Below are 25563 nucleotides of genomic sequence, written 5' to 3'. Positions count from 1 at the left end.
TCTATACTTAGGGGTAAACACAATGTGATATTTACACATCCATTTTGTGTGCGATAAACTATGTGCCTTTTGTGCCATATTAGTATCTCCTTTCGCTTTACAGTAGGCTTGAACACCTTTATTGTATCGCGTTTGGAGATTTTTTGTATAACAGTCGATGCGCACCCGCATAGCGGGTGGTTGATTTGTCTCGCACCTATCGGAGCGAGACTGGGCTTAAAGCCACATAATTATAAAAAACGCTTGAAGCCAATAGTGAGCTTCAAGCGTTTTTCTTATGCAAATGTGACGCAGACGGCTTCAGGGACAATAAAGTCAGAAGATAGGTTGGTCAGTTTGCCTGTTTCTGCATCGCGACTAAAGACGCTGACGTTGTCTGAGTCTTGGTGAGCCACAATCAGGAAGCGATTGTCAGGGCTAAGGGTGAAGTCGCGCGGGGTCTTGCCAAGACTTGGAACGATTTCCACCAGTTCAAGACTGGCATCTCCTAACACCTTGTAAACGGCAATCGAATCATGACCGCGGTTTGAACCATAGAGGAATTTTCCATCGTTTGACAGGCGGATGGCTGCGGTGCCATTAAAGTCTGTGTAGTCACTTGGTAAGGTTGAGATGGTCTGCATGAGTTCAAATTCTCCTAGGCCATCATAAATCAGCACTTCAATGGTGGAATTTAACTCGCAGATAAGGTAGGCGATTTTAGCGGTTGGGTGGAAAGTGATATGACGAGGACCAGCTCCTGGTGTGGCATGGTAGCGGGCGAGTGGTGCTAGCTTGCCTTGGTCGGATACCTTGTAAGTCACCACCTCATCCGTTCCTAAATCGCAGGTTACGAGGTATTTGTCAGGGGTCAAATCAGCGAAATGCACGTGTGGTCCAGCCTGATTTTCATGGGGACCTGAACCTTCATGTTGCTGCATATCTGTTTGTTCTAGTCCGCCATTTTCTAAGCGTTTGTAGACCAAGACTTGCCCCTTGTGGTAGTTGGCGCCGTAGACAAGACCGCGTTCTTCATCGACAGATACGTAGCAGTGCGGCGCACCTTCTGCGACGGCGTGGTTAATGAGGTCAAAGGTTGGCGAAAAGGCAGCTAGTCCTCCTTGACTCTCCTTAGCTCCTACAGAATAAAGAGCATGGTCGTCTGCAAAGGCAAGATAGGTCGGATTTGGCTCTGCTGCTACCAAACGACGGTTGGACAACTCACCTGTTGTTGGATCAAAGTCCGCTGCGTAGATACCTTTTGAATCTCTTCGAGTATAGGTTCCAAAATAAAGTGTCATATCAATTCCTCACATTCTAGTATTTAAAGAATTATACCATATTTTGTGGAGAAAGTCCCTTGAACCAATGATTTCTATCACCCGAAAATGAGGGATACGTGGTATAATAGAAAAAAATATAGTCGTTTCGTTTTAATCTAGTACCTTGTAACGCGTCTTGTCTAATTCCGAGTTCGTTACCTAATACTAGATCAAAATGAAACGATTATACAAGAAAGAGGTTTGATATGGACGATAAGCAACAAAAGTTCTACAGGTCTTGGCTTTTCAAATGGTTTGTCAACAATCAGGCAGTGACATTTTTTCTCGTGACGCTCTTGGTCTTGCTGACCATACTGGTCTTGACCAAGATTAGTTTTATTTTCAGCCCGATTGTTAGTTTCTTTGAGATTATTCTTTTGCCGATGCTCTTGACGGGCTTGCTCTACTATTTGCTCAATCCCATGGTTGATTTGCTGGAAAAATATAAGGTGTCACGAACCGTTGCGATTGGTATTCTCTTTGTGGTGATTGCCTTTCTCTTGGTATGGGGCTTAGCGGTTGCCATTCCAAGTATTCAAAAGCAGGTCGTCAGCTTTGCTCGTAATCTCCCGACCTATATTCAAGAAATTGAACTACAGGTGACGTCGCTCTTACAGGACGATCGCTTTGAGCAGTTCCGACCAACCGCCTTGGAAGTGTTAAACAATGTTAATAGCTACATTATTTCCTTTGCGCAAAAATTGTCGTCAAGTGCAGTCGATTGGGCTAAAAACTTGATTAGTGCGACCTCACAGGTGGTGGTAGCGGTCTTGATTATGCCCTTTATCCTCTTTTACCTCTTGCGGGACGGGCAATACCTGAAAGCACATATCACCAAATATCTCCCAACCCAATGGCGCGCATCTATCGGTGATGTCTTGACCGATGTCAATAGCCAACTGTCTAACTATGTTCGTGGTCAGGTGACGGTCGCAGCGATTGTGGCCTTGATGTTTTCAATCATGTTTTCAGTGATTGGGTTGAGCTACCCGATTACTTTAGGGATTGTGGCTGGTTTCTTGAACCTGATTCCCTATCTGGGGTCTTTCCTTGCCATGATTCCAGCGCTCATCTTGGGAGCTATTGCAGGGCCATTTATGCTGATTAAGGTCGTCATTGTCTTTGCGGTGGAGCAGACGATTGAGGGACGGTTTGTGACGCCGTTGATTATCGGTAGTTCCTTGAATATCCATCCGATTACCATTCTCTTTGTCCTCTTGACAGCTGGTCAGATGTTTGGCGTGGTGGGAGTGCTGCTTGGGATTCCGATTTATGCCTCTATCAAGGTGGTCTTAAAGGCTATCTTTGAATGGTACAAGGATTACAGCGGCTTGTATGAGCCAGAACAGGAAGTAGTTGAGGGTCTCGATGAACAATAGTGAAAAAATGCTGGTCTGCTTAGAACAGCAAGACTTACCAAAGGCCATGAAATATTTTCAGCGTGCCTTGGAGACGGACTCCGATGAGCTCTTGCTAGACTTGGCAGCTTATCTAGAAAGCATTGGTTTTCTGCCACAGGCAAAGGAAATCTACCTGCGTTTGCAGGACAGCTATCCTGAACTTGCGATTCAGCTTGCCCAAATTGCCAATGAAGACGGTTTGACAGAAGAAGCATTTGGGTATTTGGAAACGATTCAGCCAGACCATCCAGCCTATCTGGAAGCCTTGGTGGTCAAGGCAGACTTGTATCAGTCAGAGGGCTTGGCTGATGTTGCTAGAGAAAAACTCTTGGAAGCTAGTCGCTTATCGGATGATCCGGTGATTTTGTTTGGTCTAGCCGAGCTAGACATGGAGTTGCAGGAGTACAAGGAAGCCATTCAGTATTATGCCCAGTTGGACAATCGGGAAATTCATGAATGGACAGGGGTGTCGACCTATCAGCGGATTGGTCTTGCCTATGCCAGCCTTGGAAAGTTTGAAGTGGCGATTGAATTTTTGGGAAAATCAGTTGAGCTGGCCTACGATGATCAGACGGTCTTTGAGCTTGCGACACTCTTGCTTGACCGAGAAGACTATCAAAAATCAGCCCTTTATTTCAAGCAATTAGACACCATGAATCCAGAATTTGAAGGCTATGAATATGCCTATGCCCAGGCGCTGCATGGAGAGCATAAGTTGACGGAAGCACGGGAGATGGTAGCAAAAGGTCTTGCCAAAAATGAATACGATCCAGCCCTGCTATTTCTCGCCTCTCAATATGCCTATGAGGACCATGATGTGGAAGCGGCAGAAGCCTATCTCTTACAGGCTAAGCCTGATGTGGACGATGAAAATGAAGTCGTTCTACGCTTGACCAATCTTTACTTGGAGCAGGAACGGTATGAAGAGGCGATTGCTCTTTATTCGGAAGAGTTGGACCATGTCCTAGCTATTTGGAATATCGCCAAAGCCTATCAGGCCTTGGAACGAGATGAGGAGGCACTTGCTCTCTTTGAGCATTTGCAGCAAGATTTGGCGGAAAATCCTGAATTTTTGGCAGATTATATCGAGTTATTGCGACAGCTAGGTCGAGTGCAAGAGGCTAAAGATTTGGCCAGTCGTTACCTGCAATTGGTGCCAGATGATCTCCTCATGCAAGAATTTTATAATCAAGGATAAGGAATGGAAGCAAATAAATTATTTCAGTATAACACACTCGGTGCCTTGATGGCAGGTCTGTACGGTGGTTCTCTGACAGTCGGAGAATTGTTAGAACACGGTGATTTGGGTCTAGGAACGCTTGATTCGATTGACGGAGAATTGATTGTGCTAGACGGCAAAGCCTATCAGGCCAAGGGTTCTGGTGATAGGCCCGAGGTGGTAGAAGTATCGCACGATGTCAAGGTGCCGTATGCGGCGGTCATTTTCCATCAGGCAGAGGTGATTTTCAAGCAACGTTTTGAAATGACTGACAAGGAATTGCAGGCGCGGATTGAGTCTTACTATGACGGGGAAAACCTCTTTCGTTCGATTAAAATCCGCGGTCATTTTTCAAAGATGCATGTTCGGATGATTCCAAAATCCACGTCAGATATGAAGTTTGCGGAAGTCGCCACGCACCAGCCAGAGTACACCGCAGAAGATATTTCAGGAACCATTGTGGGAATCTGGACTCCTGAAATTTTCCATGGGGTGAGTGTAGCGGGTTATCATTTGCACTTTATCTCTGATGACCATCGCTTTGGCGGGCATGTCATGGACTATGTCATCAGTCAAGGCTTTGTCGAAGTGGGAGCGGTTGATCAGCTAGACCAACGTTTCCCTGTCCAAGACCGCCAATTTCTCTTTGCCAAATTCAATGCCAAAGAAGTGCGTGAGGATATTGATAAGGCGGAGTAAAAAGCATACAAAAAGAGGCGCTGTCGCCTCTTTTTTAATCATACAATATTTCTTTCGTATGGGAGATGCAGTGGTTTTCTTCGTCCCAGTAGTGGATGCGCTCAAATGAGCCTTTGCGCCAGTAAAGGGGCAGTCGGTCACGGATATCATCTTGCATGTCAAGCTGATTGAGTTGGTCAATCAGCCACCACTTAGGAGTACCTTCGGGAGACTCGCTCAAAATTTCCCCCTCAAAATCCTCACAGAGAAAGTCGTAGTAGACGTAGCGTTCATTTCCGATTGGATTGGTAAAGCCTGAAATGCCCTTTAGCTGCAGGTTGAGAACCGTTAGGCCTGTCTCTTCCCTGACCTCACGGACTGCTGCTTCAAAGAAACTTTCGGGAAATTCCACCTTGCCACCGGGCTGAATCCAGCCCTTGAAATCATCATGTTGACGGTCTAAGAGCAGGACTTGCTGGCCTTTTTTGATACAGACATTGACATAGTTTTTAATCGTTTCGCGCATAGTGTCCTCTTTTCTGTCGTGATTAGAAGTTACTGCTTCATCGACTTAATCTTGGCTTCATCTGGTGTCACTCGGAGTGTTTTTTGCCCTCGGTAGGTGACAAAGCCAGGTTTTCCGCCAGTTGGTTTGTGCAATTTCTTGGCTTCAATCATGTCAACCTGTACCAGATTGGAGTAGCGAGCCTTGGAAAAGTAGGCCGCTAATTCTGCGGCATCAGTCTTGACTTCGTCGCTCGGCTCAAGATTGTCCGTGATGATGACATGGCTTCCTGGAATGTCCTTGGCATGGAACCATAACTCGCCTTTTTTGGCCATTTTAAAGGTCAATTCATCATTTTGGAGATTGTTTTTTCCAACGAGAATGATGGTTTTGCCGTCTGTTGCCAGATAGCGTTCAGGCTTTTGGCGTTTGGCAATTTTTTCCCGATGACGGCGCTTGAGATACCCTGTCTCAATCAGTTCTTCTCTGATTTCTTCAATTTCAGAAAGACTCGCCTGTCCCAACATGGTATCCACACTTTCAAGGTAACCAATCGTTGACTTGGTCTCCTCAATCAGGTTGTTTAAGTGCTTGACTGCTTCCTTTAATTTTTGATATTTTTTAAAATAACGTTGGGCATTTTGGCTAGGGGTCAGGGCGACATCTAGCTCAATAGTCAAGGCCTCACCGGTATAGTAATTATCTAAGGTGACACTTGCTTGGTCGTTGGGCACTTGGTGGAGATAGGTCGTCAGTAATTCCCCTTTTTGACGGAAGAGTTCGGCACCTTCGGTGTCAAGGAGTTCCTGTTCCTGCTTGAGAAGTTTCTTGCGATTTTTCTCTAATTCACTCGTCACCCGCTTAATCAATTCCTGCGCCTGCTGGGCTACGCGGTCACGTTCGGCCTTGTCCTGATAGTAGTAGTCAAGGAGTTGGGAAAGGCTAGAAAATGCTTCCTGACTGTCTGCAAACGGCACGGCAGAATAGGATTTTTTCGTTATCGTTGGCTTACAGGTTTGTCCAAAAAAGTTGCGGAAGGTCTTGAGTTTGTCTGTTGTCAAACGCTCTGCCAATTCCGTTGCGGTATCGCGACCCAAGCCCTGAAAAAGAACTTGAAGCCGTTTGGGTACAAGTTCTTCTGTACTCAAGAGTTCAAATAATTTCTCATCACCGATGGTAAAGGGATTGTGGCTGTTGGTTTCAGGTGGGCGGACATAGCTCGACCCCGGTAGAATGGTCCGATAGGAATTTTGCGAAAAGCCAACGTGTTTAATGGCTTCGATAATCCGCTCCTCGGCTTTGTCGATGAGGAGAATATTGCTGTGCTTGCCCATGATTTCAATAGTCAAGCTGACCTTGATATGGTCGCCAATCTCGTCCTTGTTTGACACGACAAATTCCAAGATACGGTCGTTGTCCCATTGGCGGATTGACTCGATGATGGCGCCCTGCAAATATTTCCGTAAAATCATGGTAAAGGTGTTGGGAACCTTGGGATTGGTAAATTCGGTCTGGGTCAGCTGGGCGCGACCAAAGACTGGATGGGCAGAGAGTAGCAGTTTGTGGCTGGTCCGATTGCTGCGGATATGGAGGACGATTTCCTGCTCAAAAGGCTGGTTAATCTTCTGAATGCGCCCCCCCTCAAGTGCTTCTTGCAATTCAGCCGTCATGTGATGTAAAAAAAATCCGTCAAAAGACATGTCGATTCCTCGTTATTCTAACTATAAAACTTCATAAGGTTAGGGACTTTTGTCCCTGCTTTGCCTCACCATTATAACATTTTTTAGAAAATTTACAAAAAACTATTGACAAAGTAAAAAATAAGCCCTATAATGTTTACTAATCAGAAGAAGTAGTAGACGAGAAGTTTTCAGGGAGCTTGTGGGTATTGCGAACAAGCAGCGGACGTTTATGAAATGGGCTGATGTTCTATAGTGAATTCAAAACAATGAGAATTCGGTTGGCACCCCTTACCGTGCAGCTCCTTGCTAGAGGAGAATGAGAGATGGGACGATTCTAGACAAGTTCCATAAGTGAGGTGGCACCGTGTCATTGACGCCCTCGCATACAGTTGTTGTATGCGGGGGCTTTTTCTATAGTGTTATGGATGACATAGCACTGTATGAGGAGGTATATATCATGAACAAGCGATGGCGTTGGTAGTATGTGTCAAAAATTACTTTTTAGAATTATGGATAGTCTGTAAGTGATGCAGCTTAGAGGGCACTAGTGTTACTAGTTCTATCTTTCATAATTCCCTATACTTACCAAAATATCAAAAAGGTAAATAGAGCATAAACAGATATAAAGAGTTTGTAAACCAAAGGGAGATTGGATATGAAAAACAAAAATTTATTGTTAACGATTGTAGCTTTAGTAGCCGTTGTTGTTGGGGGAATTTTCCTCACCAACAAAAAGGATGACAAGAAGCCGCAGACCGAGGGTGAGACGGTTAAGGTTGGGGTGCTTCAGTTTGTAACCCACGAAGCGCTGGATGAGATTTACCGTGGGATTCAAGACGGTCTTGCAGAAGAGGGCTACAAAGGTGATAAGATTAAGATTGACTTTATGAATGCTGAAGGTGACCAAGGGAAAATTGCGACCATGAGTAAGCAATTGGTCTCAAACGGCAACCAAGTCTTAGTCGGAATCGCTACACCAGCAGCTCAAGGTCTTGCCAACGCAACCAGTAATCTGCCAGTTGTAATGGGAGCTATCACGGATCCAGTTGGTGCGAAATTAGTTAAAAGTCTTGAACAACCAGGTGCCAATGTGACAGGGGTTGCCTGCCCGGAACCGATTGCTCAACAACTTGATTTGATTAAAACAATCACCCCAAATGCAAAAACAATCGGTGTTCTCTATTCAAGCAATGAAGACAATTCAAAATTGAATGTGGAAACATTCACCGAGCTAGCAGAAAAAGAAGGCTATACTGTACTTGCCTATCCGGTACCGTCTAGTAATGAAATTGCTTCAACCATGTCTGTCATGACCAGCAAGGTCGATGCCATCTGGATTCCACAAGACAATACGATTGCTTCAGCCTTTAAGACAGTAGTTGCTAGCAACAAAGAAGCAAAAGTGCCAATCTTCCCAAGTGCGGACACCATGGTCAAAGAAGGTGGTTTGGCATCTGTTGTGGTCAGTCAACACGGTCTTGGAGTTTCAACAGGAAAAATGGTAGCGAAGATTTTGAAAGGTGCAAAACCTGCGGAGACCCCAGTTGATGTGGTGGATCAAGGTGCACCAATCATTAACAAAAAAGTGGCAGCAGAACTAGGCATTACTATTCCAGAAGAAGTGGAAAAAGCTGCTGGCGAAATTGTCGAGTAAATACAAAAAGGAGAGAAGAGAGTGAGGATGGGCTATCGCCTCAAATGGCTCGCTCTTTTCTTACAAATAATAGGAAGAAAATATGATTGTATCAACAGTATCACAAGGTCTCGTCTGGTCTATCTTGGGGCTTGGCATTTACATGACCTTTCGGATTTTGAATTTTCCAGATATGACAGCAGAAGGAAGTTTCCCCTTGGGAGGTGCGGTAGCGGTCACTCTGATTAGTAGTGGCGTCAATCCCTTTCTTGCCACCCTCTTAGCTGTTCTTGCAGGTTGTGTAGCAGGCTTGGCAACGGGGCTTCTTTATACCAAGGGGAAAATTCCGACCCTCCTTTCAGGAATCTTGGTCATGACCTCTTGCCATTCCATTATGTTGATGATTATGGGGCGGGCCAATCTTGGGCTGTTAGGAACGAAGCAGATTCAGGATTATCTCCCTTTTAGCAACGCGGTCAATAACTTGGTTGCAGGCTTGATTTTTGTGGTATTCGTCATTGTCGCTCTTCTCTTTTTCCTTGATACCAAGCTAGGACAAGCCTATATCGCAACAGGGGACAATCCCGATATGGCACGGAGTTTTGGTATCAATACGGACAGCATGGAGCTAATGGGCTTGGTCTTGTCAAACGGCGTGATTGCTCTAGCAGGGGCTCTGATTGCGCAACAAGAAGGCTACGCAGATGTCTCACGCGGAATCGGTGTTATCGTTATTGGTCTTGCCAGTTTGATTATCGGAGAAGTTCTCTTTAAGAGTCTGACCCTGGCGGAGCGCTTGATGACCATTGTCGTGGGTGCGATTGCCTATCAATTTCTCATCTGGGCAGTGATTGCGCTTGGCTTTAACACGAGCTATCTCCGCATTTATAGCGCTGTAATCTTGGCAATCTGCCTCATGATTCCAACTCTAAAAGCAAAATTCTTCAAAGGAGTGACCATTAGCAAATGACAGCAATTGTAGAATTAGAAAATGCCACCAAAGTGGTCAATAATGGCTTTGATGAAGAAAAGGTCATCTTAAATCAAGTTTCTTTGACCATTCATGAGCATGATTTTATCACGATTTTAGGGGGAAATGGGGCAGGAAAATCAACACTTTTCAACGTGATTGCAGGAACCTTGCCTCTTACGAGCGGAACCATTCGCATCATGGGTGAAGATGTGACCAACCTCTCACCTGAAAAGCGGGCCAAGTACCTAGCACGAGTCTTTCAAGATCCTAAAATGGGAACAGCACCTCGAATGACGGTCGCAGAAAATCTTTTAATTGCCAAGTTCCGTGGCGAAGGGCGAGGGCTGGTGCCTCGTAAGCTAAACAGCCATAAGGAAGAATTTCAAGCGACCATTGACCAGATTGGCAACGGACTTGAGAAGCACTTGGACACACCGATTGAATTTCTTTCAGGTGGTCAACGCCAAGCCTTGAGCCTCTTGATGGCAACCTTGAAACGCCCAGAATTATTGCTCTTGGACGAGCATACGGCGGCTCTTGATCCTAAAACGAGTGTGGCTCTCATGGACTTGACAGACCGCTTTGTCACCAAGGATCAGTTGACAGCCCTTATGATTACCCATCAAATGGAAGATGCCCTCAAGTACGGCAATCGTCTTCTCGTCATGAAAGATGGACAAATTATCAAAGATTTGAATAAGGCAGAAAAAGAAGCAATGACCTTGGAAGATTACTACCATTTGTTTGAATAAACGATTATCCCCAGTTAGACGATAGACTGGGGATTTTTTTGAGCTATATTTTGAAAAAATACTGAAAAAAGGGTATAATAGTATGGATATGCAAGAAATTGCAAGACTGTAATTCGACTTGGAACTCCAAGGACCGTTAGTAACAATTATAAACAAAGGAGTTATCATGAGTGATATAAACATTATGGCTTTGGGCGGTGTCCGTGAGAATGGAAAAAATCTCTACATCGCTGAAGTCAAGGATACGATTTTCGTCTTGGATGCCGGGCTGAAATATCCAGAAAATGAACAGCTCGGTGTCGATGTCATCGTACCGAATTTTGAATATTTGGTGGAAAATAAGGAGCGTGTAGCGGGGGTATTCTTGACCCACGGGCATGCCGATGCGATTGGGGCCCTGCCTTACCTGCTCGAAAATGTACGGGTGCCTGTTTTTGGCTCTCATTTGACTATTGAATTGGCCAAACTGGTCGTTAAAAATTACAATGCGACCAAGAAATTCAAGGATTTCCACGTCATCAATGCGAGTTCTGAAATTGATTTTGGGGCTTCTGTCGTGTCCTTCTTCAAAACGACCCACTCAATTCCAGAAAGTCTGGGTGTGGTCATTAAGACGGACGAAGGCAATATTGTCTATACAGGTGATTTCAAATTCGATCAGGCTGCTGACCCATTTTACAAGACCGATTTTGGGCGCTTAGCTGAAATTGGAAACGAAGGAGTGCTTGCACTTTTATCTGATTCCGCTAACGCTGATAGCAATATCCAAGTGGCCAGCATGCACGAAGAAGCTGAAGAAATTCTCAACACCATTGCCGATTGGGAAGGGCGGGTCATTGTGGCTGCGGTTGCCAGCAACATCGTCCGTATCCAGCAAATCTTTGATGCGGCTGAGGCGACGGGTCGCCGTGTTGTGCTGACAGGGCACGATGTGGAAAATATCGTCCGCACGGCTATTCAGTTGAAAAAATTGCGCTTGGTCAGCGAACGCTTGTTGATTAAGCCAAAAGAAATGAATAAGTTTGATGACAACGAGCTGATTATCTTGGAAACAGGCCGCATGGGTGAGCCGTTGAATGGCTTGCGCAAGATGTCCATCGGCCGTCACCGTTATGTGGAAATCAAGGACGGAGACTTAGTGTATATTGTCACAACGCCAACTATTTCAAAAGAAGCAGTGGTGGCGCGGGTGGAAAATATGATCTACCAAGCAGGTGGTGTGGTCAAATCCATCACCAAGAACTTGCGGGTATCGGGTCACGGAAATGCGCGTGATTTGCAGCTGATGCTCAATATCCTACGCCCCAAGTATTTGTTCCCCGTCCAAGGAGAGTACCGCCAGCTTGATGCCCATGCACGAGCAGCGCTTGAAATCGGTCTTTATCCAGAAAATATTTTCATCGTCAAGCGTGGCGACATCATGAGTTATGAACAGGGTGAATTTGTCCATAATGGTTCTGTTCCAGCAGGTGATGTCATGATTGACGGAAATGCCATCGGCGATGTTGGTAATATTGTTCTGCGTGACCGCAAGATTTTGTCAGAAGATGGTATCTTTATCGTAGCGATTACGGTTAACCGTCGTGAAAAACGCATCATCTCAAAAGCCAAGGTCAATACGCGCGGATTTGTCTATGTCAAGAAGAGCCGTGATATTCTGCGTGAGGCGTCTGAATTGGTCAATACGACTGTGGAGAATTACTTTACCAAGGATAGTTTTGACTGGGCAGAGCTCAAGTCGTCTGTCCGCGACGAACTCGCAAAATACCTCTTTGACCAAACCAAGAGACGGCCAGCTATTTTGCCAGTAATTATGGAAGTAAAATAATATAGCCTTCCAGTTTTAAATGATTATATCGTTAACGCGTCTTGCCTAGCACTAAATCAAAACGGAATGGCTAGTGGCTAGTTAAAAGGATACAAGAATAACAAGAAAAAAGGTGGCAGCTGCTTGAACAGGGCAGCACCTTTTTCTATTGAAAAGGAGAAAAAAGATGGCCCTCATGAGTATTACCTATTATTCCCAAGTAATGGATTTGGACTTGTCCGTGCAGGTCTTGTACCCAGATAAGGGGCGGGTGGACAATCCCGATGATACAGATATCCCTGTCTTGTATCTGCTTCACGGCATGGGTGGACGAGATACGACCTGGTTGCGTTTGACGTCTTTAGAACGCCTCGTGAGAAAGACCAATCTCATCGTGGTCATGCCAGATACCCACAATGGTTGGTATGTCAATACCCAGTATGGCTATCCGTATTTTGATGCGCTAGCAATTGAAATGCCGGATGTGTTGAAACGTTTCTTTCCTAATATGACGGACAAGCGGGAGAAAACCTTTATTGCAGGCTTGTCTATGGGTGGTTACGGAGCGATGCGCTTGGCTCTAGCAACCAACTGTTTTTCGCATGTCGCTAGCCTATCAGGAGCCTTGAGCTTTAAGGGTTTTGACCCAAGAAAAGAAAGTTTGGGGAGTCCTGCCTATTGGACGGGAACTTTCGGTGAGATTACAGACTGGGAAAGTCCAGAAAATCCTCACTCTCTCATCAATCTGGCTAAAAAAGCAGACAAAACGACCAAAATGTATATCTGGTGTGGTGAGCAGGACTTTCTCTTGCCTGCGAATAACTTTGCGGCGCAAGCCTTTAAGGAATTAGGCTATGAGGTTGACTATCAGACTGCGCCTGGTCGACATGAGTGGTACTACTGGGACAAGCAGTTAGAGGTGGTATTGTCTTGGTTGCCCATTGACTTTCAGCTAGAAGAGCGGTTGTCTTAAGTAAGATAGAGGAGTTTGCGATGGAAGAATTGGTGACCTATCGGCAGGAAAAATTAGCAGAAATACGAGCAATAGCAGAACAGTTAGAAGGTGTAAGGGGAATATTCCTAGGAGGTTCCCTTGCCAACCAGACAGCTAATGCCTATTCTGATATTGATTTTCGGATTGTGGTAGATGATGAGATCAATCCCTCAGATGTGCTAGCTTATTGCCTCAAGGAATTGACAGACTGTTTATTTATTGAAGAGCAGTATGCTCAGTTTGTAGTGGTACATTTTAGACAATTTGTGAAGTTGGATCTCTTTATTTATCAGAAAAAGCAGGTCCAGCCCTCTTTATGGTTGAAAGATATAGCGATTCTCCGAGATGAAGGGGATTGGTTACAGACCATAAAAGAAGCCTCTCAAGCCCTTGAGTTCACGGTTGAGCAAGACCAATTAGATGCTTATCTTTCTAAGTATTATGCCTACTTACATGAATGGGTGAGGCGGACAAAACGAGCTGAGAAGACGTATGCCCTCCATTGTCTTTTAGGAATGCGCCACATTTTGGCAAGCCTTTCCTATCTCAATCAGTCTCTATTACCCAATAGTCTTGGAGATTGGAGTAAGTATGAGGGGCAAAAATCGCAACTTGATGCGGAAGTGATTTCTCTTTGTAGCAAGTATCCAGTAGAAAACAAGGATATTGAAGACCTGACTGAGGCCGTTAGACAAGAAGCACTTTTGCTTGCAAAAACCTATCAGCTGGAAGTTGATTTAGACCAGTTTGAGGACGTTGTAAGACTCTACCGTAGGTATGGCTACTAGTCTAGAGCTGAAAATGATTGCAGACAGAGTAAGTCCTTAGGACATTTGATGATAAACGAGAACGATGATTATATTACAAGGAAATAAGATTGAGCGCTCCTTTGCTGGGGAGGTGCTCTTTGAAAATATCAATTTGCAGGTGGACGAGCGGGATCGGATTGCCCTTGTCGGGAAAAATGGTGCTGGCAAGTCGACCTTGCTGAAAATTTTAGTGGGCGAAGAAGCTCCGACCAGCGGAGAGATCAACCGCAAGAAAGATTTGTCCCTCTCCTATCTGGCGCAAAATAGCCGTTTTGAGTCTGAAAATACCATCTATGAAGAAATGCTGCAAGTCTTTGCGGAGCTTCGGAAGACTGAAAAACGCTTGCGGGAGATGGAATTGCAAATGGGAGAATTGACAGGAATTGAGCTGGACCAGTTGATTCAGACCTACGACAGTTTGTCAGAAACTTTTCGTGTGGCGGGCGGCTTCACCTATGAAGCCGATATTCGTACTATTTTAAATGGTTTCAAATTTGACGAATCCATGTGGCAGATGAAAATTTCAGCTCTTTCAGGTGGGCAAAATACCCGCCTGGCCTTGGCCAAAATGCTGCTTGAAAAGCCAGAATTGCTAGTCCTTGACGAGCCGACCAACCACCTAGATATCGAGACCATTGCTTGGTTGGAAAACTACTTGGTTCATTACAAGGGAGCGCTCATCATTGTCAGCCATGACCGCTATTTCTTGGATAAGGTGGCAACCGTGACCTTGGACTTAACAGCGACATCCTTGGACCGCTACGTGGGCAATTATTCGACCTTTGTCGAGTTAAAGGAGCAGAAGTTGCTGACCGAATGGCAAAACTATGAAAAGCAGCAAAAAGAAATTGCCAAGCTAGAAGACTTTGTCCAGAAGAATATCGTTCGAGCATCCACCACCAAGCGGGCTCAAGCAAGGCGCAAGCAACTGGAGAAAATGGAGCGTCTGGACAAGCCTAGTCTAGGACAAAAATCTGCTAATATGGCCTTTCATTCGGACAAGACCTCGGGGAATATTGTCCTGACAGTCGAGCAAGCGGCGGTAGGCTACGATGGCGCAATTCTTTCAGAGCCGATTAGCATTGACCAACGAAAGCTCGATGCCATTGCCATCGTCGGACCAAATGGAATTGGAAAGACAACCTTGCTCAAGTCCATCATCGGTCAACTACCATTTATCAAGGGGGAGGCCAAATTCGGTGCCAATGTGGAAGTCGGTTATTACGACCAGACCCAGTCAGCCTTGACGCCGTCTAATTCGGTCTTGGAAGAATTGTGGTCAGGCTTTCCAACGACTCCAGAGGTCGACATCCGCAACCGTCTGGGCGCCTTTCTCTTTTCAGGAGATGATGTCAAAAAATCCATCGCCATGCTCTCTGGTGGGGAAAAAGCGCGAGTCTTGTTAGCGAAATTGTCCATGGAAAACAATAATTTTCTGATTCTGGACGAGCCGACCAACCACTTGGATATTGATAGCAAGGAAGTCTTGGAAAATGCCCTAATTGAGTATGATGGCACCCTGCTCTTTGTCAGTCACGACCGCTATTTCATCAATCGAGTTGCGACCAAAGTCCTCGAATTATCGGAGACAGGTAGCACCCTCTACTTGGGCGATTACGATTATTATTTGGAGAAAAAGGCAGAGCAGTTAGCTAGTGTAGAGCAGGCAGTAGAAGTCGAAAGTACAGCCAGTTCGAGCGGGGCAACGGACTACCAAGCGCAAAAAGAAAACCAAAAAGAACAACGCAAAATCGCCCGCAGGATTGAACAGATTGAAGGCGATATTGACGACATCGAGAGCCGATTAAATGAACTGCAAGAAGCTATGCTTTCCACCAATGACGTGGACCAGTTGACCGACCTCCAAAAAGAAATCGACCATCTTTCGCACCAGCAAGACCAGCTCATGGAAGAATGGGAAGACTTGGCAGAGCAACTTGAAAGGCTGTAGTCTACAGATAGTTGCTCGGTGTGTATGGTTGAAAAACAGTAAAAGAAATCCCAGAACGTAGACAAACCCAAGATGTATTTAAACAAGTTAAAAAGTTCAGCTCACTCAACATTTAGGTATGGAATGCCGCAGGAAGTCGCTAGCGTTTGCACTACCTAAGAACAGGATTACAAAAAACCTTTTCTTCCATCTGAAAAGAGACCTCTTATTTTTAAGAGGATCTTTTTTTTGTTAAAAAAACTATATTTTTAGTGAAAATATAAAAATATTTAGTAAAAATTAGTTGACAAAGTAGAGGTAAAAATATAATATTGATATATAAAAAGAAATCGCTTTCAAATCCATAACGGTTGTCTATCGTTTATAGAAAGGAAATTTTTAGGATGAAAAAATTCTTGAAGTATGTCGCTGTTGCCTTTGTCGCTGTACTGCTAGTAGCTTGTGGTGCAAAAGGCGGTGGTGAATCTGGGTCTGGTAAGACCTATAATGTCGGCGTTGCTATTTATAAGTTTGATGACAATTTTATGACCTTATATCGGGAAGAATTAGAACGGTATTTTGGAGAATTGAGCAAGAAAACAGGCAATAAATATGTCCTTGATATTCAAGATGGGAAGCAAGATCAAGCGACCCAGACGGAACAAATCAATAACTTTATCGCTCAAGGAAAAGATGTTATTTTGGCAAATCTCGTTGACCCAACAGCTGCTGGTAGCATTATCAATTCAGCAAAATCAGCAGATATTCCTGTTGTCTTAATCAACCGCGAACCAGAAGTGTCTGAACTAGAAATCTGGCCAGGCAAAACAACCTATGTGGGAGCAGATGCGACACAATCAGGAACTTTCCAAGGGGAAATCATCGCTGCAACAGATTCTAAAGGGGATTTGAATGGGGACGGTGTGGTCAATTACATTACCCTATTTGGAGATCCAGCCAATGTGGATGCCCAACAACGGACAGCCTATTCTGTAAAAGCACTCGATGATGCTGGTATTAAACGCAAGGCCCTTGCTGAACCATATCTCGCTAACTGGGATACAGCAAAAGGTCAAGAGGTAACCGCTTCTGCCTTAGAGCAATTTGGTGATAAGCTAGAAGTTGTATTTGCAAACAACGATGGTATGGCAGTTGGTGCGGTAACCGCGATTAAAGCTGCCAAACGAACTGTTGGTAAAGATATCCTTGTTGTCGGTGTAGATGCGATTCCAGATGCCATGGAACTGCTCACAAAAGGTGAATTAACAGGTACTGTCTTGAATGACCACTTTAACCAATCTCACACAGCAGCCAATGTTGCAGTTGATTTAATGAATGGTAAAGATGTGGAGTCTTATTACTGGGTGGACTACGTGAAAGTCACTAAGAAAGAAGATTCTCAGTTGAAAGAAGCGAAACCAAAGACTGAAACAACAAAAGAAGCGAAAGAACGTTACGCTAAACGTGACAAATAAACCAAGCAACATAGATAACCAAATTAGAAAATGATTTCTTCTGTCCCACGGACTAAGACACCACGGTGAAAGGATTGTGGGGCAGATTTTTTAATGTTGAAAAAGAAAGTAGGTCAAATGGAAAATGAGTGATTATATTTTAGAGATGAAGAATATCACCAAAACCTTTCCTGGAGTAAAAGCACTAGATAATGTCACCTTTCGATTACGACCTGGTACTGTTCATGCCCTAATGGGAGAAAATGGTGCTGGCAAGTCCACCTTGATGAAATGCTTGTTTGGAATTTACCATCGGGATGCAGGCTCGATTGTATTTAATGGACAAGAAGTCGATTTTAAGGATTCAAAAGAGTCAATTGATGCAGGAATTTCGATGATTCATCAAGAATTACAGCCCATTCGGATGATGACGATTGCTGAAAATGTCTTTCTAGGAAACTATCCTCTGGGCAAATTTAACCTGGTCAACCATGGAAAGATGAATGAGGAAACAAAGAGTTTGCTAGAAGAGGTAGGGCTCTACCTAGACCCGACTACCTTGCTGAATGATTTGACAGTATCGCAAATGCAATCAGTTGAAATTGCAAAGGCGATTTCGCATCATGCAAAAGTGGTGATTATGGATGAGCCAACTTCATCTTTAACCACATCAGAAGTGGAAAAATTATTTGAAATCATTGACAAGTTGAAAGCCAAGAACATTGGCATTATCTATATCTCTCATAAGATGGATGAGATTTTGCGGATTTCTGATGATATTACCGTCATGCGGGACGGGCAATATGTCGGAACCTGGCCAGCCAAAGAAATGACCACCGCAAAGATTATCCAAGCCATGGTCGGTCGTGAATTGACCAGTCTATTTCCTGAAAAAACCAATCAGATTTCAGAAGAAGTGGTATTGGAGTTACAGGATGTAACCTCTCCAAATCCTCTTTCTTTCAAACATGCTAGTTTTACCCTGCGAAAAGGCGAGGTGCTAGGAATCGGTGGCTTGGTTGGAGCGCAGCGGACAGAATTGATGGAAGCCTTATATGGTATGCGGGTCTTGGAACAAGGGAAAATTCTCATCAAAGGGCAAGAAGTCAGCATTAAACGCCCAGCAGATGCGATTAAAAATCGAATCGCCTTGGTCACAGAAGACCGTCGCTACAATGGGATTTTTGGGGTCTTGTCCATCACGGATAATGCTTCTGTAGCAGCCCTGAAAGAATATGTCGGTCGCATGGGCTTGCTGGATGAACGAAAAATCAATCAGGTCGTTGAAGGCAATGTGGATCGTTTACGGGTCAAAACGCCGAATAATAAGACGAAGATTGAAAGTTTATCTGGTGGGAACCAGCAGAAAGTGATTCTAGCTAGATGGCTTGCAAACAATCCAGATATCTTGATTTTAGATGAACCAACGCGTGGTATTGACGTTGGTGCCAAATACGAAATTTATCAGATTATCAATGACCTAGCAGCCGAAGGCAAATCCATTATCATGATTACTTCAGAAATGTCTGAATTACTGGGTGTGTCGGATCGGATTATGGTCATGTGTGAAGGGCGAGTAGCAGGATTCTTAAATCGTGATGTCGCGACCCAAGAATCTGTGATGACCTTAGCTACAAAATTTATGGGAGCCCATGAAGGAGGAATGGAAAGTGTTTAAAGTACAGAAGCAAACAGCAGCAAAACCATTTAATCTAGGAGACTTTTTAACAAAGAACTCCATGTATATCGTTGTTGCTGTCATGATTTTATATACAGGGATGACGCAGGATAATTTCTTTACAGTAGGAAATGCAGCCAATATCATGGCCAATACCTCTGTGCGCTTTATCATCGCGCTAGGAGTATCAGGCTGTTTGATTATCAGGGGGACAGACTTGTCTGCTGGACGGATTGTTGGATTGACTGCTATTATTACCGCAACCTTGGTGCAGCAGCCAGATTTTGCTGGCAAGTTTTTCCCAAATTTACCAGACTTACCGCTTGTTGTTCCCTTGCTAGCAGCCTTGCTTGTTGGAGCTCTCTTGGGCTTGATAAATGGTGCCATTGTTTCCTTTTTAAATGTACCGCCCTTTTTAGCAACACTCGGTACGCAAATTATGACCTATGGCTTTGTCTTGATTTATTCTCAAAGTAAGCCCATTGGAACCTTTAAGGACGAATTTGTCGCCTTTGGTCAAGGAAAATTATTTGGCTTTCTTCCTTATATTACCATCGTAGCAGCCATCATCGGCCTAGCCATGTGGGTCCTATACAACAAGACACGCTATGGAAAATACATGTACGCCATTGGTGGAAATGAGCATGCAGCAGAAGTATCAGGGGTCAATGTAGGTTTTTCTAAAATTAAAATTTTCCTTCTGGCTGGCTTGTTATACGGTTTGGCAGGCTTCTTGCTATCTGCTAAGACAGGTTCTGCCGGAGCAGGAGCTGGTATGGGGTATGAACTAGACGCCATTGCTTCAGCGACGATTGGTGGTGTCTCAACAGCAGGAGGTCAAGGAACGGTTCCAGGTATTCTGTTAGGGGTATTCGTCTTTGAGCTGTTAAAAGTATGTTTGACTTACTTGGGAGTTACACCAGACATGACCAATGTCATCCAAGGGGTTGTCATTGTGGTCGCAGTCGCACTGGATATTCGTAAGACCATGGTGAAAAAATAAGTGGAGTAACAAATAGAAGAGCAATCTTTTCCTAATCAACAAATCCCCCTATCATGAACGATAGGGGGATTTGTTGATGTTCTTATTCGATTATTTGTTCTTCTTGTGTGGTCTGATTAGCTAGTAGCTGTTTTTGCTGGTTCAATTCCAGCTGGACCTGTGCGACTTTTTCTTCAAGTCGTTGTTTTTGGTTTTCCAATTCTTTCTTAGCCTGCTTGAGTTCAGCTTTGATCGAAAATTGCTTGCTCAGACCGAGCAGGCTTGCCACAATTGCACCGAGTAGGACGGAGACTAAAATCAGAATAATCAAGGGCAGTTGGAAATGGCCGAACAAATAGCTAACCTTGACCGTTTCCATGTTGGCGAGCGACAATCCTGCAATCAGTAAAACCAAGAGCAGAATAGCAATATAGTGAAGTTTTGTTTTCATCGCATTCTCCTATTCTTCTTCAAAACGCGCCTTGCTCTTTACATCGCCATATTCTTCTGGTCTTTCAAGAGCAAGCACTTCCTCGTAGGCAGGCAGTTGGAGGTCTTGACCGTATTTATTGCGAAGAGCCGTGGTTACGAGGCGATAGGCAAGGTTGGCATTGCGCGAGAGGATAGGGCCGTGAAAATAGCTGCCAAAGGTATTTTTGTAGTGCATACCTTCACCCTTATCCTCGTTATTGTTGCCGTGTCCGTAGATGGTTTTTCCAAGTGGTTTTTGGTTATCCGCTAGAAAAGTTCGTCCTTGATGGTTTTCAAAGCCATAGTAGGTCTCATTAAATTCTTCGTTGTGAATTTTAATATCACCGATGAAGCGGTTCTTGGCCTGATTGAGCGTATAGTGACCGAGAATGCCTAGACCGTCAATCTTGCGTCCGCCTGCTTCAATATAGTATTGACCCAGCAGTTGGAAGCCGCCACAGATGGCAAGCATAACGCCATCATTTTCAATAAAGGATGAGAGATCTTCTTTTTTAGTCGGCAAGTCTTTTGCAAGAATGGACTGTTCAAAGTCCTGCCCACCACCGAAAAAGGCAATATCATAGAAATCCTTATCAAATGAATCTTCTAGGGATACGATGTCTACCTGAACTCCCGCTCCTAGCTTTTCAGCAACGTATTTGAGCATGAGGACATTGCCATTGTCTCCGTAGGTATTCATCAAATCCCCGTAGAGATGAGCAATGCGGAGCTGATAGGTGTAGTCCTTAGCGGGACTTAAAAGTGATGTATAGACCATCTTATTTCATCTCCCTTCCAACGATTTGGCGCTGTGCAAGAATCTCGCGGAGTTCCAGCATGGCAGTATAGGTCGCAAGAATATAGGTATGCTTGGTCTCATGCGCTGCTATCAACTCCAAAACCTTTTCAATGGACGGGTCCTGCGTCATATCTTGAGGAGAAGCCCCAGCCACCCGCAGTCTGCGGGCAATTTCAGAAGCACGAACCCCGCCTGCAAATACATGTGGAATCTGCATCTGGTTTATCCGCTCAAAGTCCGCATCCCAGATCCAGCTGGTATCGATACCGTCTGCGTAGTTGGCGTTGAGCAGGACAGCCAGGTTAAATTCGTAAGGTGCCAATTGAATCATTTCAAGCGCCTGTGTAGCACCGACTGGATTTTTAATCAAAACCAAGGTGCAGTCCTTATCTCCTACTGTAAAGGTTTCCTGACGACCAAAGACGGCCTTGCTCTTGTCAAAGCCAGCCTTGATGATTTCAGGTGATACGCCTAGAAATTCAGCAACGCTGACTGCGGCAAGGGCATTGTAGATATTGTAGAGCCCGCCGATGTTAATCTTGTATTCCTGTCCGTCAATCACAAAACTTGAAGATACATGGGTAATCTCTTTGAGTTCGGTGAGCTTGTAGTCCAACTCGGGACGAGCAAATCCGCAAGAAAGACAGATGTAGCTGCCCAGATTTGCATAGGTGTTCATCTTGTATTGCAAAATGTGGTGGCAGTGTGGGCAGAGAACTCCCTCTGTATTATAGTGGGCAAGCTCTGGCGCGTGTTCTTCTGTCGCAAACCCATAGTAGCGGATGGGGTTAACCAATTTTGTCGAATGAAAGAGCGGACTGTCACCATTTGCAAGAATGGTCGCTGTCGGAGCTTTCGCAGCACCGTCTACAATCATCTGGTAGGTCGTGTAAATCTCACCGTAGCGGTCCATCTGGTCGCGGAAGATATTGGTAAAGACGATGAGGCTCGGCTTGATAAATTCAGTGACTTTGGCAAGGCTTGCTTCGTCGATTTCCAGCACAGCAATCTTTTTGCCATTCTTGTTTTTCTTAGCAGACAAAAAGGTTGCGGTAATCCCCGTTAGCATATTGGCTCCGCTGGTATTGGTCGTCACCGATCCAAAGGCTTCTTCTAAAATGCCCACCGTTAAGGCAGTCGTCAGCGTCTTGCCATTGGTTCCCGTAATCACGACAATCTCATAGTCTTTTGCGAGGCTATCTAAAATCTGTTTGTCAAATTGAAGGGCGATTTTTCCTGGCAGGGTGGTTCCACGGCCCAAGCGATTGAGAATGGCCTGGGATGTTTTTCCTGCAAGAAGCCCTAAAGCTGTATTTAGTTTTATCATAGGCTTATTTTATCATAAAGCCATCGCTTTTTCTAGGACGGAAAGCCGAACTCCATTAAAAATCTCGTGATAGACAGCTCTAGCATTTTGAAAGGACGTTTTGGGGAAAGTCTGCTGACGGTGAGGAAGTGTGCTCAAATGAAGGAGCGGATTTTTAGGGGTCTTTTAAGAAAAATTACCTAAAAGTATGGTATAATGTGAGCAGTAAGAATTAGAAAGTATGTGAAGCGGATGCTCAATTATAGTCAATTATTTGATGCCAATTACTGGTCCAGTTTGTCGGCGAGTCCTTGGACTGCCTTGATGCACTTAGTCGATATTACACTGGTTAGTTATTTGATTTATCGTTTTAGTAAGGCCTTGGCAGGCACCAAGATTATGACCTTGGTTCGTGGCGTTTTTCTCTTCTTGTTTTTCCAAATTTTGGCCAGCTTACTGGGATTACAGACCATTTCCTGGTTGATGAATCAGGTCATCACCTACGGAGTTATCGCAGGAGTGGTGATTTTTGCGCCTGAGATTCGGACCAGCCTCGAAAAACTCGGTCGGACAACGCAGTTATTTGCACGGGTGGAATTGAGCGCAGAAGAGGCCCTCATCCAAGCCTTTATCAAGGCAGCAGCCTATATGGCTCCTCGGAAAATCGGAGCTTTAGTCGCAGTTGAGCGGACCCAGACCTTGCGCGAATATTGCTCAACTGGTATTCCACTTGACGCTGATATTTCAAGCGAGTTATTGATTAACATTTTTATTCCCAATACACCGCTTCATGATGGTGCGGTGATTATTCAAGAAGATAAGATTGCGGTATCGTGTGCTTATTTCCCGCTGACAGAAAGTGCGGGGATTTCAAAAGAATTTGGAACCAGACACCGGGCAGCGATTGGTCTAGCAGAAGTGTCCGATGCCTTTGTCTTTATCGTTTCAGAAGAAACAGGTAGTATCTCGGTTGCCTACAACGGACTGTTCAAGCATGGTCTTAGCCTAGATGAATTTGAAAGCGAATTGCGGAGCGTATTTACTCCTGATGACGTGAAAAAGAGAAGTTGGTTAGAACGCTTAGGAGGTAGCAAACATGCACGATAAACTCAAAAAAGTAGGGCATTTACTTCTTTCAGCCTTCATTGCCCTTGTCCTCTTCTTTTATGCCACAACGACCAATTATAAAAATTCGATTACAACGGCTAATACAACCAAGAAGGTCACCGAATCGGAAACCTATACGCATACGATTACCAGCGTACCGATTGACATCAAGTATGACAATGAAAACTACTTTATATCAGGTTTTTCACCTACGACAACCGTCTCCCTAACCGCTTCCAATCGAGTGATTTTACAAAGGGAAACAGATGAAGCGACGCGGACCTTTGAAGTGACAGCAGATTTAAAAGGGTTTGAAAAGGGCACACATACGATTGAGCTCGTTGTGTCCAACCTCCCAACGGGGGTCAAGGCTAAATTGGTTCCTGATGCCGTCACCGTGAAAATCGGTAAGAAAGTGAGCAAGAGTTACAGCGTTCAAGGTGTCATTACCAATAGTCAGTTAGCAGACGGCTACAGCCTAGGCAAAGTCACCGTAAATGTTTCCTCGGTCAAAGTTACAACAGATGAAGATACCCTGTCTCGTATCGATCGTGTGGAAGCCATAGTACCTGATGCGAGTAACTTAGATGACGATTATAGCGGAGAAGCGACCTTGCAAGCAGTGGATAATCAAGGAAATGTCTTGCCAGTTGTCCTATCACAGGACGGAGCGACCTTGCAAGCGACGATTACCAAGACAAAAAAATAAGAAAGAGAGTTAGGAAATAATGGGAAAATATTTTGGAACAGATGGTGTTCGTGGTGAAGCAAATATTGAGCTGACACCAGAACTTGCCTTTAAATTAGGACGCTTTGGGGGCTATGTCCTCAGTCAGCACGAGACAGAAACGCCGCGCGTATTTGTCGGACGTGATACACGGATTTCAGGTCAAATGTTAGAAGCTGCCTTGGTTGCAGGTCTTCTTTCTGCGGGGATTCATGTCTACAAGCTAGGTGTGATTGCTACTCCTGGGGTGGCCTATCTGGTTCGGACAGAAAAAGCAAGCGCAGGGGTCATGATTTCAGCCAGCCATAATCCTGCCCAAGATAACGGGATTAAATTCTTTGCAGGTGACGGATTTAAGTTAGATGATGCGTTAGAAGCAGAGATTGAAGCCCTTCTTGATGCCGAAGAAGACACCCTGCCACGTCCATCTGCTCAAGGTCTTGGAGATGTGGTCGATTATCCAGAGGGCTTGCGCAAATACCAACAATTCCTCGTCTCAACAGGCTTTGATTTGGAGGGCATGAAAGTTGCCCTTGATACGGCAAATGGTGCAGCCAGCACCTCTGCCCGTCACGTATTTGCCGACTTGGGTGCGCAACTGGCTGTCATGGCAGAAAATCCGGATGGCTTGAATATCAACGAGGGCGTGGGATCGACCCACCCCGAAGCCTTGCAGGAATTGGTCAAAGAAACAGGCAGCCAAATCGGTCTGGCCTTTGATGGAGATAGCGATCGCTTGATTGCAGTCGATGAAAAGGGCGAGTTGGTCGATGGCGACCGCATTATGTACATCATCGGTAAGTACCTTGCTGACCGCGGACTACTGGCACAAAATACCATTGTGACCACCGTCATGTCCAATCTTGGTTTCCACAAGGCCTTGGAACGTGAAGACATCGACAAAGCCGTCACAGCTGTTGGAGACCGCTATGTGGTCGAAGAAATGCGCAAGTCAGGCTACAATGTTGGTGGGGAGCAATCTGGTCACGTGATTCTGATGGACTACAACACCACAGGAGATGGACAGTTGACCGCCGTGCAATTGACCAAAATCATGAAAGAAACAGGCAAGACACTTTCAGAATTGGCAAGTGAAGTAACCATCTACCCACAAAAATTGGTCAATATTCGTGTAGAAAATAGCATGAAAGATAAGGCCATGGAAGTGGAAGCTATTGCTGCTATCATTGACAAAATGGAGACTGAAATGGCTGGGAATGGCCGTATTCTCGTTCGTCCAAGTGGCACAGAGCCCTTGCTACGCGTCATGGCAGAAGCGCCAACCCATGCAGAAGTGGACTACTACGTGGACACCATTGCAGATGTGGTGAGAGCGGAGATTGGCTTGGACTAAGT

21 protein-coding genes and 2 pseudogenes are annotated in these 25563 nt (G+C 44.8%); 16 read left to right on the top strand and 7 right to left on the bottom strand.

Features of this window, described 5'->3' with window-relative positions; all coding sequences use genetic code 11:
- Window positions 1-78: pseudogene (locus BU202_RS10360) on the bottom strand (IS200/IS605 family transposase); the annotation flags it as partial.
- A 197-nt stretch (window positions 79-275) separates the two neighbouring features.
- Entirely contained in the window at window positions 276-1280 is a 1005-nt protein-coding gene (locus tag BU202_RS03330; RefSeq protein ID WP_075104382.1) for a lactonase family protein, read from the bottom strand.
- Between the two features lie 227 nt (window positions 1281-1507).
- Here BU202_RS03330 and BU202_RS03325 point away from each other — a divergent pair, with 227 nt between their 5' ends.
- Genes BU202_RS03325 through budA form a run of 3 tightly spaced genes read left to right on the top strand, consistent with a single transcriptional unit; the run spans window position 1508 to window position 4619 of the window.
- Window positions 1508-2680 carry an AI-2E family transporter gene (locus tag BU202_RS03325; RefSeq protein WP_075104381.1) on the top strand — a complete coding sequence of 391 codons (1173 nt, stop codon included), beginning with the start codon at window positions 1508-1510 and terminating at the stop codon, window positions 2678-2680.
- Complete coding sequence (locus BU202_RS03320; protein WP_075104380.1) at window positions 2670-3899, top strand: tetratricopeptide repeat protein; 1230 nt, start codon at window positions 2670-2672, stop codon at window positions 3897-3899. Before BU202_RS03325 ends, BU202_RS03320 begins: the two co-directional genes overlap by 11 nt.
- 3 nt (window positions 3900-3902) lie before the next feature.
- Window positions 3903-4619 (top strand): acetolactate decarboxylase, encoded by a 717-nt coding sequence (gene budA, locus BU202_RS03315; protein ID WP_075104379.1) that lies wholly within the window; start codon window positions 3903-3905, stop codon window positions 4617-4619.
- A gap of 34 nt (window positions 4620-4653) precedes the next feature.
- Here the strand turns inward: budA and BU202_RS03310 are convergent, their stop codons facing one another.
- Window positions 4654-5124 (bottom strand): 8-oxo-dGTP diphosphatase, encoded by a 471-nt coding sequence (locus tag BU202_RS03310; protein ID WP_075104378.1) that lies wholly within the window; start codon window positions 5122-5124, stop codon window positions 4654-4656.
- A 29-nt stretch (window positions 5125-5153) separates the two neighbouring features.
- Complete coding sequence (locus BU202_RS03305; protein WP_075104377.1) at window positions 5154-6803, bottom strand: Rqc2 family fibronectin-binding protein; 1650 nt, start codon at window positions 6801-6803, stop codon at window positions 5154-5156.
- Window positions 6804-7440: 637 nt separating this feature from the next.
- Between BU202_RS03305 and trpX the strand changes: the two genes are divergently transcribed.
- From trpX to BU202_RS03255, 10 genes are all read left to right on the top strand, one after another.
- A complete protein-coding gene (trpX, locus tag BU202_RS03300; RefSeq protein ID WP_075104376.1) occupies window positions 7441-8439 on the top strand; it encodes a tryptophan ABC transporter substrate-binding protein in 999 nt (332 codons plus the stop codon).
- Window positions 8440-8521: 82 nt separating this feature from the next.
- Window positions 8522-9388 (top strand): ABC transporter permease, encoded by an 867-nt coding sequence (locus BU202_RS03295; RefSeq protein ID WP_075104375.1) that lies wholly within the window; start codon window positions 8522-8524, stop codon window positions 9386-9388.
- On the top strand, window positions 9385-10143 hold the full coding sequence (locus BU202_RS03290) for an ABC transporter ATP-binding protein (protein WP_075104374.1): 759 nt from the start codon (window positions 9385-9387) through the stop codon (window positions 10141-10143). Before BU202_RS03295 ends, BU202_RS03290 begins: the two co-directional genes overlap by 4 nt.
- A gap of 166 nt (window positions 10144-10309) precedes the next feature.
- Window positions 10310-11971, top strand: a complete 1662-nt coding sequence (locus tag BU202_RS03285) for a ribonuclease J (RefSeq protein ID WP_075104373.1) — start codon at window positions 10310-10312, stop codon at window positions 11969-11971.
- Window positions 11972-12137: 166 nt separating this feature from the next.
- On the top strand, window positions 12138-12923 hold the full coding sequence (locus BU202_RS03280) for an alpha/beta hydrolase (protein WP_075104372.1): 786 nt from the start codon (window positions 12138-12140) through the stop codon (window positions 12921-12923).
- Between the two features lie 20 nt (window positions 12924-12943).
- Window positions 12944-13732 carry a nucleotidyltransferase domain-containing protein gene (locus BU202_RS03275; protein ID WP_075104371.1) on the top strand — a complete coding sequence of 263 codons (789 nt, stop codon included), beginning with the start codon at window positions 12944-12946 and terminating at the stop codon, window positions 13730-13732.
- Window positions 13733-13796: 64 nt separating this feature from the next.
- Window positions 13797-15704 carry an ABC-F family ATP-binding cassette domain-containing protein gene (locus BU202_RS03270; RefSeq protein ID WP_075104370.1) on the top strand — a complete coding sequence of 636 codons (1908 nt, stop codon included), beginning with the start codon at window positions 13797-13799 and terminating at the stop codon, window positions 15702-15704.
- A gap of 383 nt (window positions 15705-16087) precedes the next feature.
- The gene (locus tag BU202_RS03265) at window positions 16088-17158 is read left to right on the top strand and encodes a galactose ABC transporter substrate-binding protein (RefSeq protein ID WP_075104369.1); all 1071 of its coding nucleotides are present in this window, start codon (window positions 16088-16090) and stop codon (window positions 17156-17158) included.
- A 124-nt stretch (window positions 17159-17282) separates the two neighbouring features.
- Window positions 17283-18815 carry a sugar ABC transporter ATP-binding protein gene (locus BU202_RS03260; RefSeq protein WP_075104368.1) on the top strand — a complete coding sequence of 511 codons (1533 nt, stop codon included), beginning with the start codon at window positions 17283-17285 and terminating at the stop codon, window positions 18813-18815.
- Entirely contained in the window at window positions 18808-19818 is a 1011-nt protein-coding gene (locus tag BU202_RS03255) for an ABC transporter permease subunit (protein ID WP_075104367.1), read from the top strand. Before BU202_RS03260 ends, BU202_RS03255 begins: the two co-directional genes overlap by 8 nt.
- Window positions 19819-19999: 181 nt before the next feature.
- Here BU202_RS03255 and BU202_RS03250 read toward each other — a convergent pair.
- From BU202_RS03250 to murT, 3 genes and pseudogenes are all read right to left on the bottom strand, one after another.
- A pseudogene (locus BU202_RS03250) lies at window positions 20000-20248 on the bottom strand (LapA family protein); the annotation flags it as partial.
- Window positions 20249-20257: 9 nt separating this feature from the next.
- The gene (gene gatD / locus BU202_RS03245) at window positions 20258-21046 is read right to left on the bottom strand and encodes a lipid II isoglutaminyl synthase subunit GatD (RefSeq protein ID WP_075104365.1); all 789 of its coding nucleotides are present in this window, start codon (window positions 21044-21046) and stop codon (window positions 20258-20260) included.
- Between the two features lies 1 nt (window position 21047).
- Window positions 21048-22391 (bottom strand): lipid II isoglutaminyl synthase subunit MurT, encoded by a 1344-nt coding sequence (gene murT, locus BU202_RS03240; protein WP_075104395.1) that lies wholly within the window; start codon window positions 22389-22391, stop codon window positions 21048-21050.
- Between the two features lie 234 nt (window positions 22392-22625).
- Between murT and cdaA the strand changes: the two genes are divergently transcribed.
- Genes cdaA through glmM form a run of 3 tightly spaced genes read left to right on the top strand, consistent with a single transcriptional unit; the run spans window position 22626 to window position 25561 of the window.
- Window positions 22626-23480, top strand: a complete 855-nt coding sequence (cdaA, locus tag BU202_RS03235; protein WP_075104364.1) for a diadenylate cyclase CdaA — start codon at window positions 22626-22628, stop codon at window positions 23478-23480.
- Window positions 23470-24189: a CdaR family protein gene (locus BU202_RS03230; protein WP_075104363.1), complete on the top strand. Its 720-nt coding sequence runs from the start codon at window positions 23470-23472 to the stop codon at window positions 24187-24189. The genes cdaA and BU202_RS03230 overlap by 11 nt, the downstream gene beginning before the upstream one ends.
- Window positions 24190-24208: 19 nt before the next feature.
- Window positions 24209-25561 (top strand): phosphoglucosamine mutase, encoded by a 1353-nt coding sequence (glmM, locus tag BU202_RS03225; RefSeq protein WP_075104362.1) that lies wholly within the window; start codon window positions 24209-24211, stop codon window positions 25559-25561.
- Window positions 25562-25563 lie beyond the last annotated feature (2 nt).

Origin of the sequence: Streptococcus cuniculi (genome assembly GCF_001921845.1) — a bacterium.
GTDB lineage: Bacteria > Bacillota > Bacilli > Lactobacillales > Streptococcaceae > Streptococcus > Streptococcus cuniculi.
This window is presented reverse-complemented; position numbering and strand designations above follow the sequence as displayed.

Excerpts from the sequence above, each read along its gene's own strand:
- gatD (WP_075104365.1), bottom strand. The coding sequence starts at position 21,046 with ATGGTCTATACATCACTTTTAAGTCCCGCTAAGGACTACACCTATCAG.
- BU202_RS03260 (WP_075104368.1), top strand. The coding sequence starts at position 17,283 with ATGAGTGATTATATTTTAGAGATGAAGAATATCACCAAAACCTTTCCT.
- BU202_RS03265 (WP_075104369.1), top strand. The coding sequence starts at position 16,088 with ATGAAAAAATTCTTGAAGTATGTCGCTGTTGCCTTTGTCGCTGTACTG.
- BU202_RS03270 (WP_075104370.1), top strand. The coding sequence starts at position 13,797 with ATGATTATATTACAAGGAAATAAGATTGAGCGCTCCTTTGCTGGGGAG.
- cdaA (WP_075104364.1), top strand. The coding sequence starts at position 22,626 with ATGCTCAATTATAGTCAATTATTTGATGCCAATTACTGGTCCAGTTTG.
- trpX (WP_075104376.1), top strand. The coding sequence starts at position 7,441 with ATGAAAAACAAAAATTTATTGTTAACGATTGTAGCTTTAGTAGCCGTT.
- BU202_RS03275 (WP_075104371.1), top strand. The coding sequence starts at position 12,944 with ATGGAAGAATTGGTGACCTATCGGCAGGAAAAATTAGCAGAAATACGA.
- BU202_RS03320 (WP_075104380.1), top strand. The coding sequence starts at position 2,670 with ATGAACAATAGTGAAAAAATGCTGGTCTGCTTAGAACAGCAAGACTTA.
- BU202_RS03325 (WP_075104381.1), top strand. The coding sequence starts at position 1,508 with ATGGACGATAAGCAACAAAAGTTCTACAGGTCTTGGCTTTTCAAATGG.
- BU202_RS03330 (WP_075104382.1), bottom strand. The coding sequence starts at position 1,280 with ATGACACTTTATTTTGGAACCTATACTCGAAGAGATTCAAAAGGTATC.
- budA (WP_075104379.1), top strand. The coding sequence starts at position 3,903 with ATGGAAGCAAATAAATTATTTCAGTATAACACACTCGGTGCCTTGATG.
- BU202_RS03305 (WP_075104377.1), bottom strand. The coding sequence starts at position 6,803 with ATGTCTTTTGACGGATTTTTTTTACATCACATGACGGCTGAATTGCAA.
- glmM (WP_075104362.1), top strand. The coding sequence starts at position 24,209 with ATGGGAAAATATTTTGGAACAGATGGTGTTCGTGGTGAAGCAAATATT.
- BU202_RS03295 (WP_075104375.1), top strand. The coding sequence starts at position 8,522 with ATGATTGTATCAACAGTATCACAAGGTCTCGTCTGGTCTATCTTGGGG.
- BU202_RS03290 (WP_075104374.1), top strand. The coding sequence starts at position 9,385 with ATGACAGCAATTGTAGAATTAGAAAATGCCACCAAAGTGGTCAATAAT.
- BU202_RS03280 (WP_075104372.1), top strand. The coding sequence starts at position 12,138 with ATGGCCCTCATGAGTATTACCTATTATTCCCAAGTAATGGATTTGGAC.
- BU202_RS03230 (WP_075104363.1), top strand. The coding sequence starts at position 23,470 with ATGCACGATAAACTCAAAAAAGTAGGGCATTTACTTCTTTCAGCCTTC.
- BU202_RS03285 (WP_075104373.1), top strand. The coding sequence starts at position 10,310 with ATGAGTGATATAAACATTATGGCTTTGGGCGGTGTCCGTGAGAATGGA.
- BU202_RS03310 (WP_075104378.1), bottom strand. The coding sequence starts at position 5,124 with ATGCGCGAAACGATTAAAAACTATGTCAATGTCTGTATCAAAAAAGGC.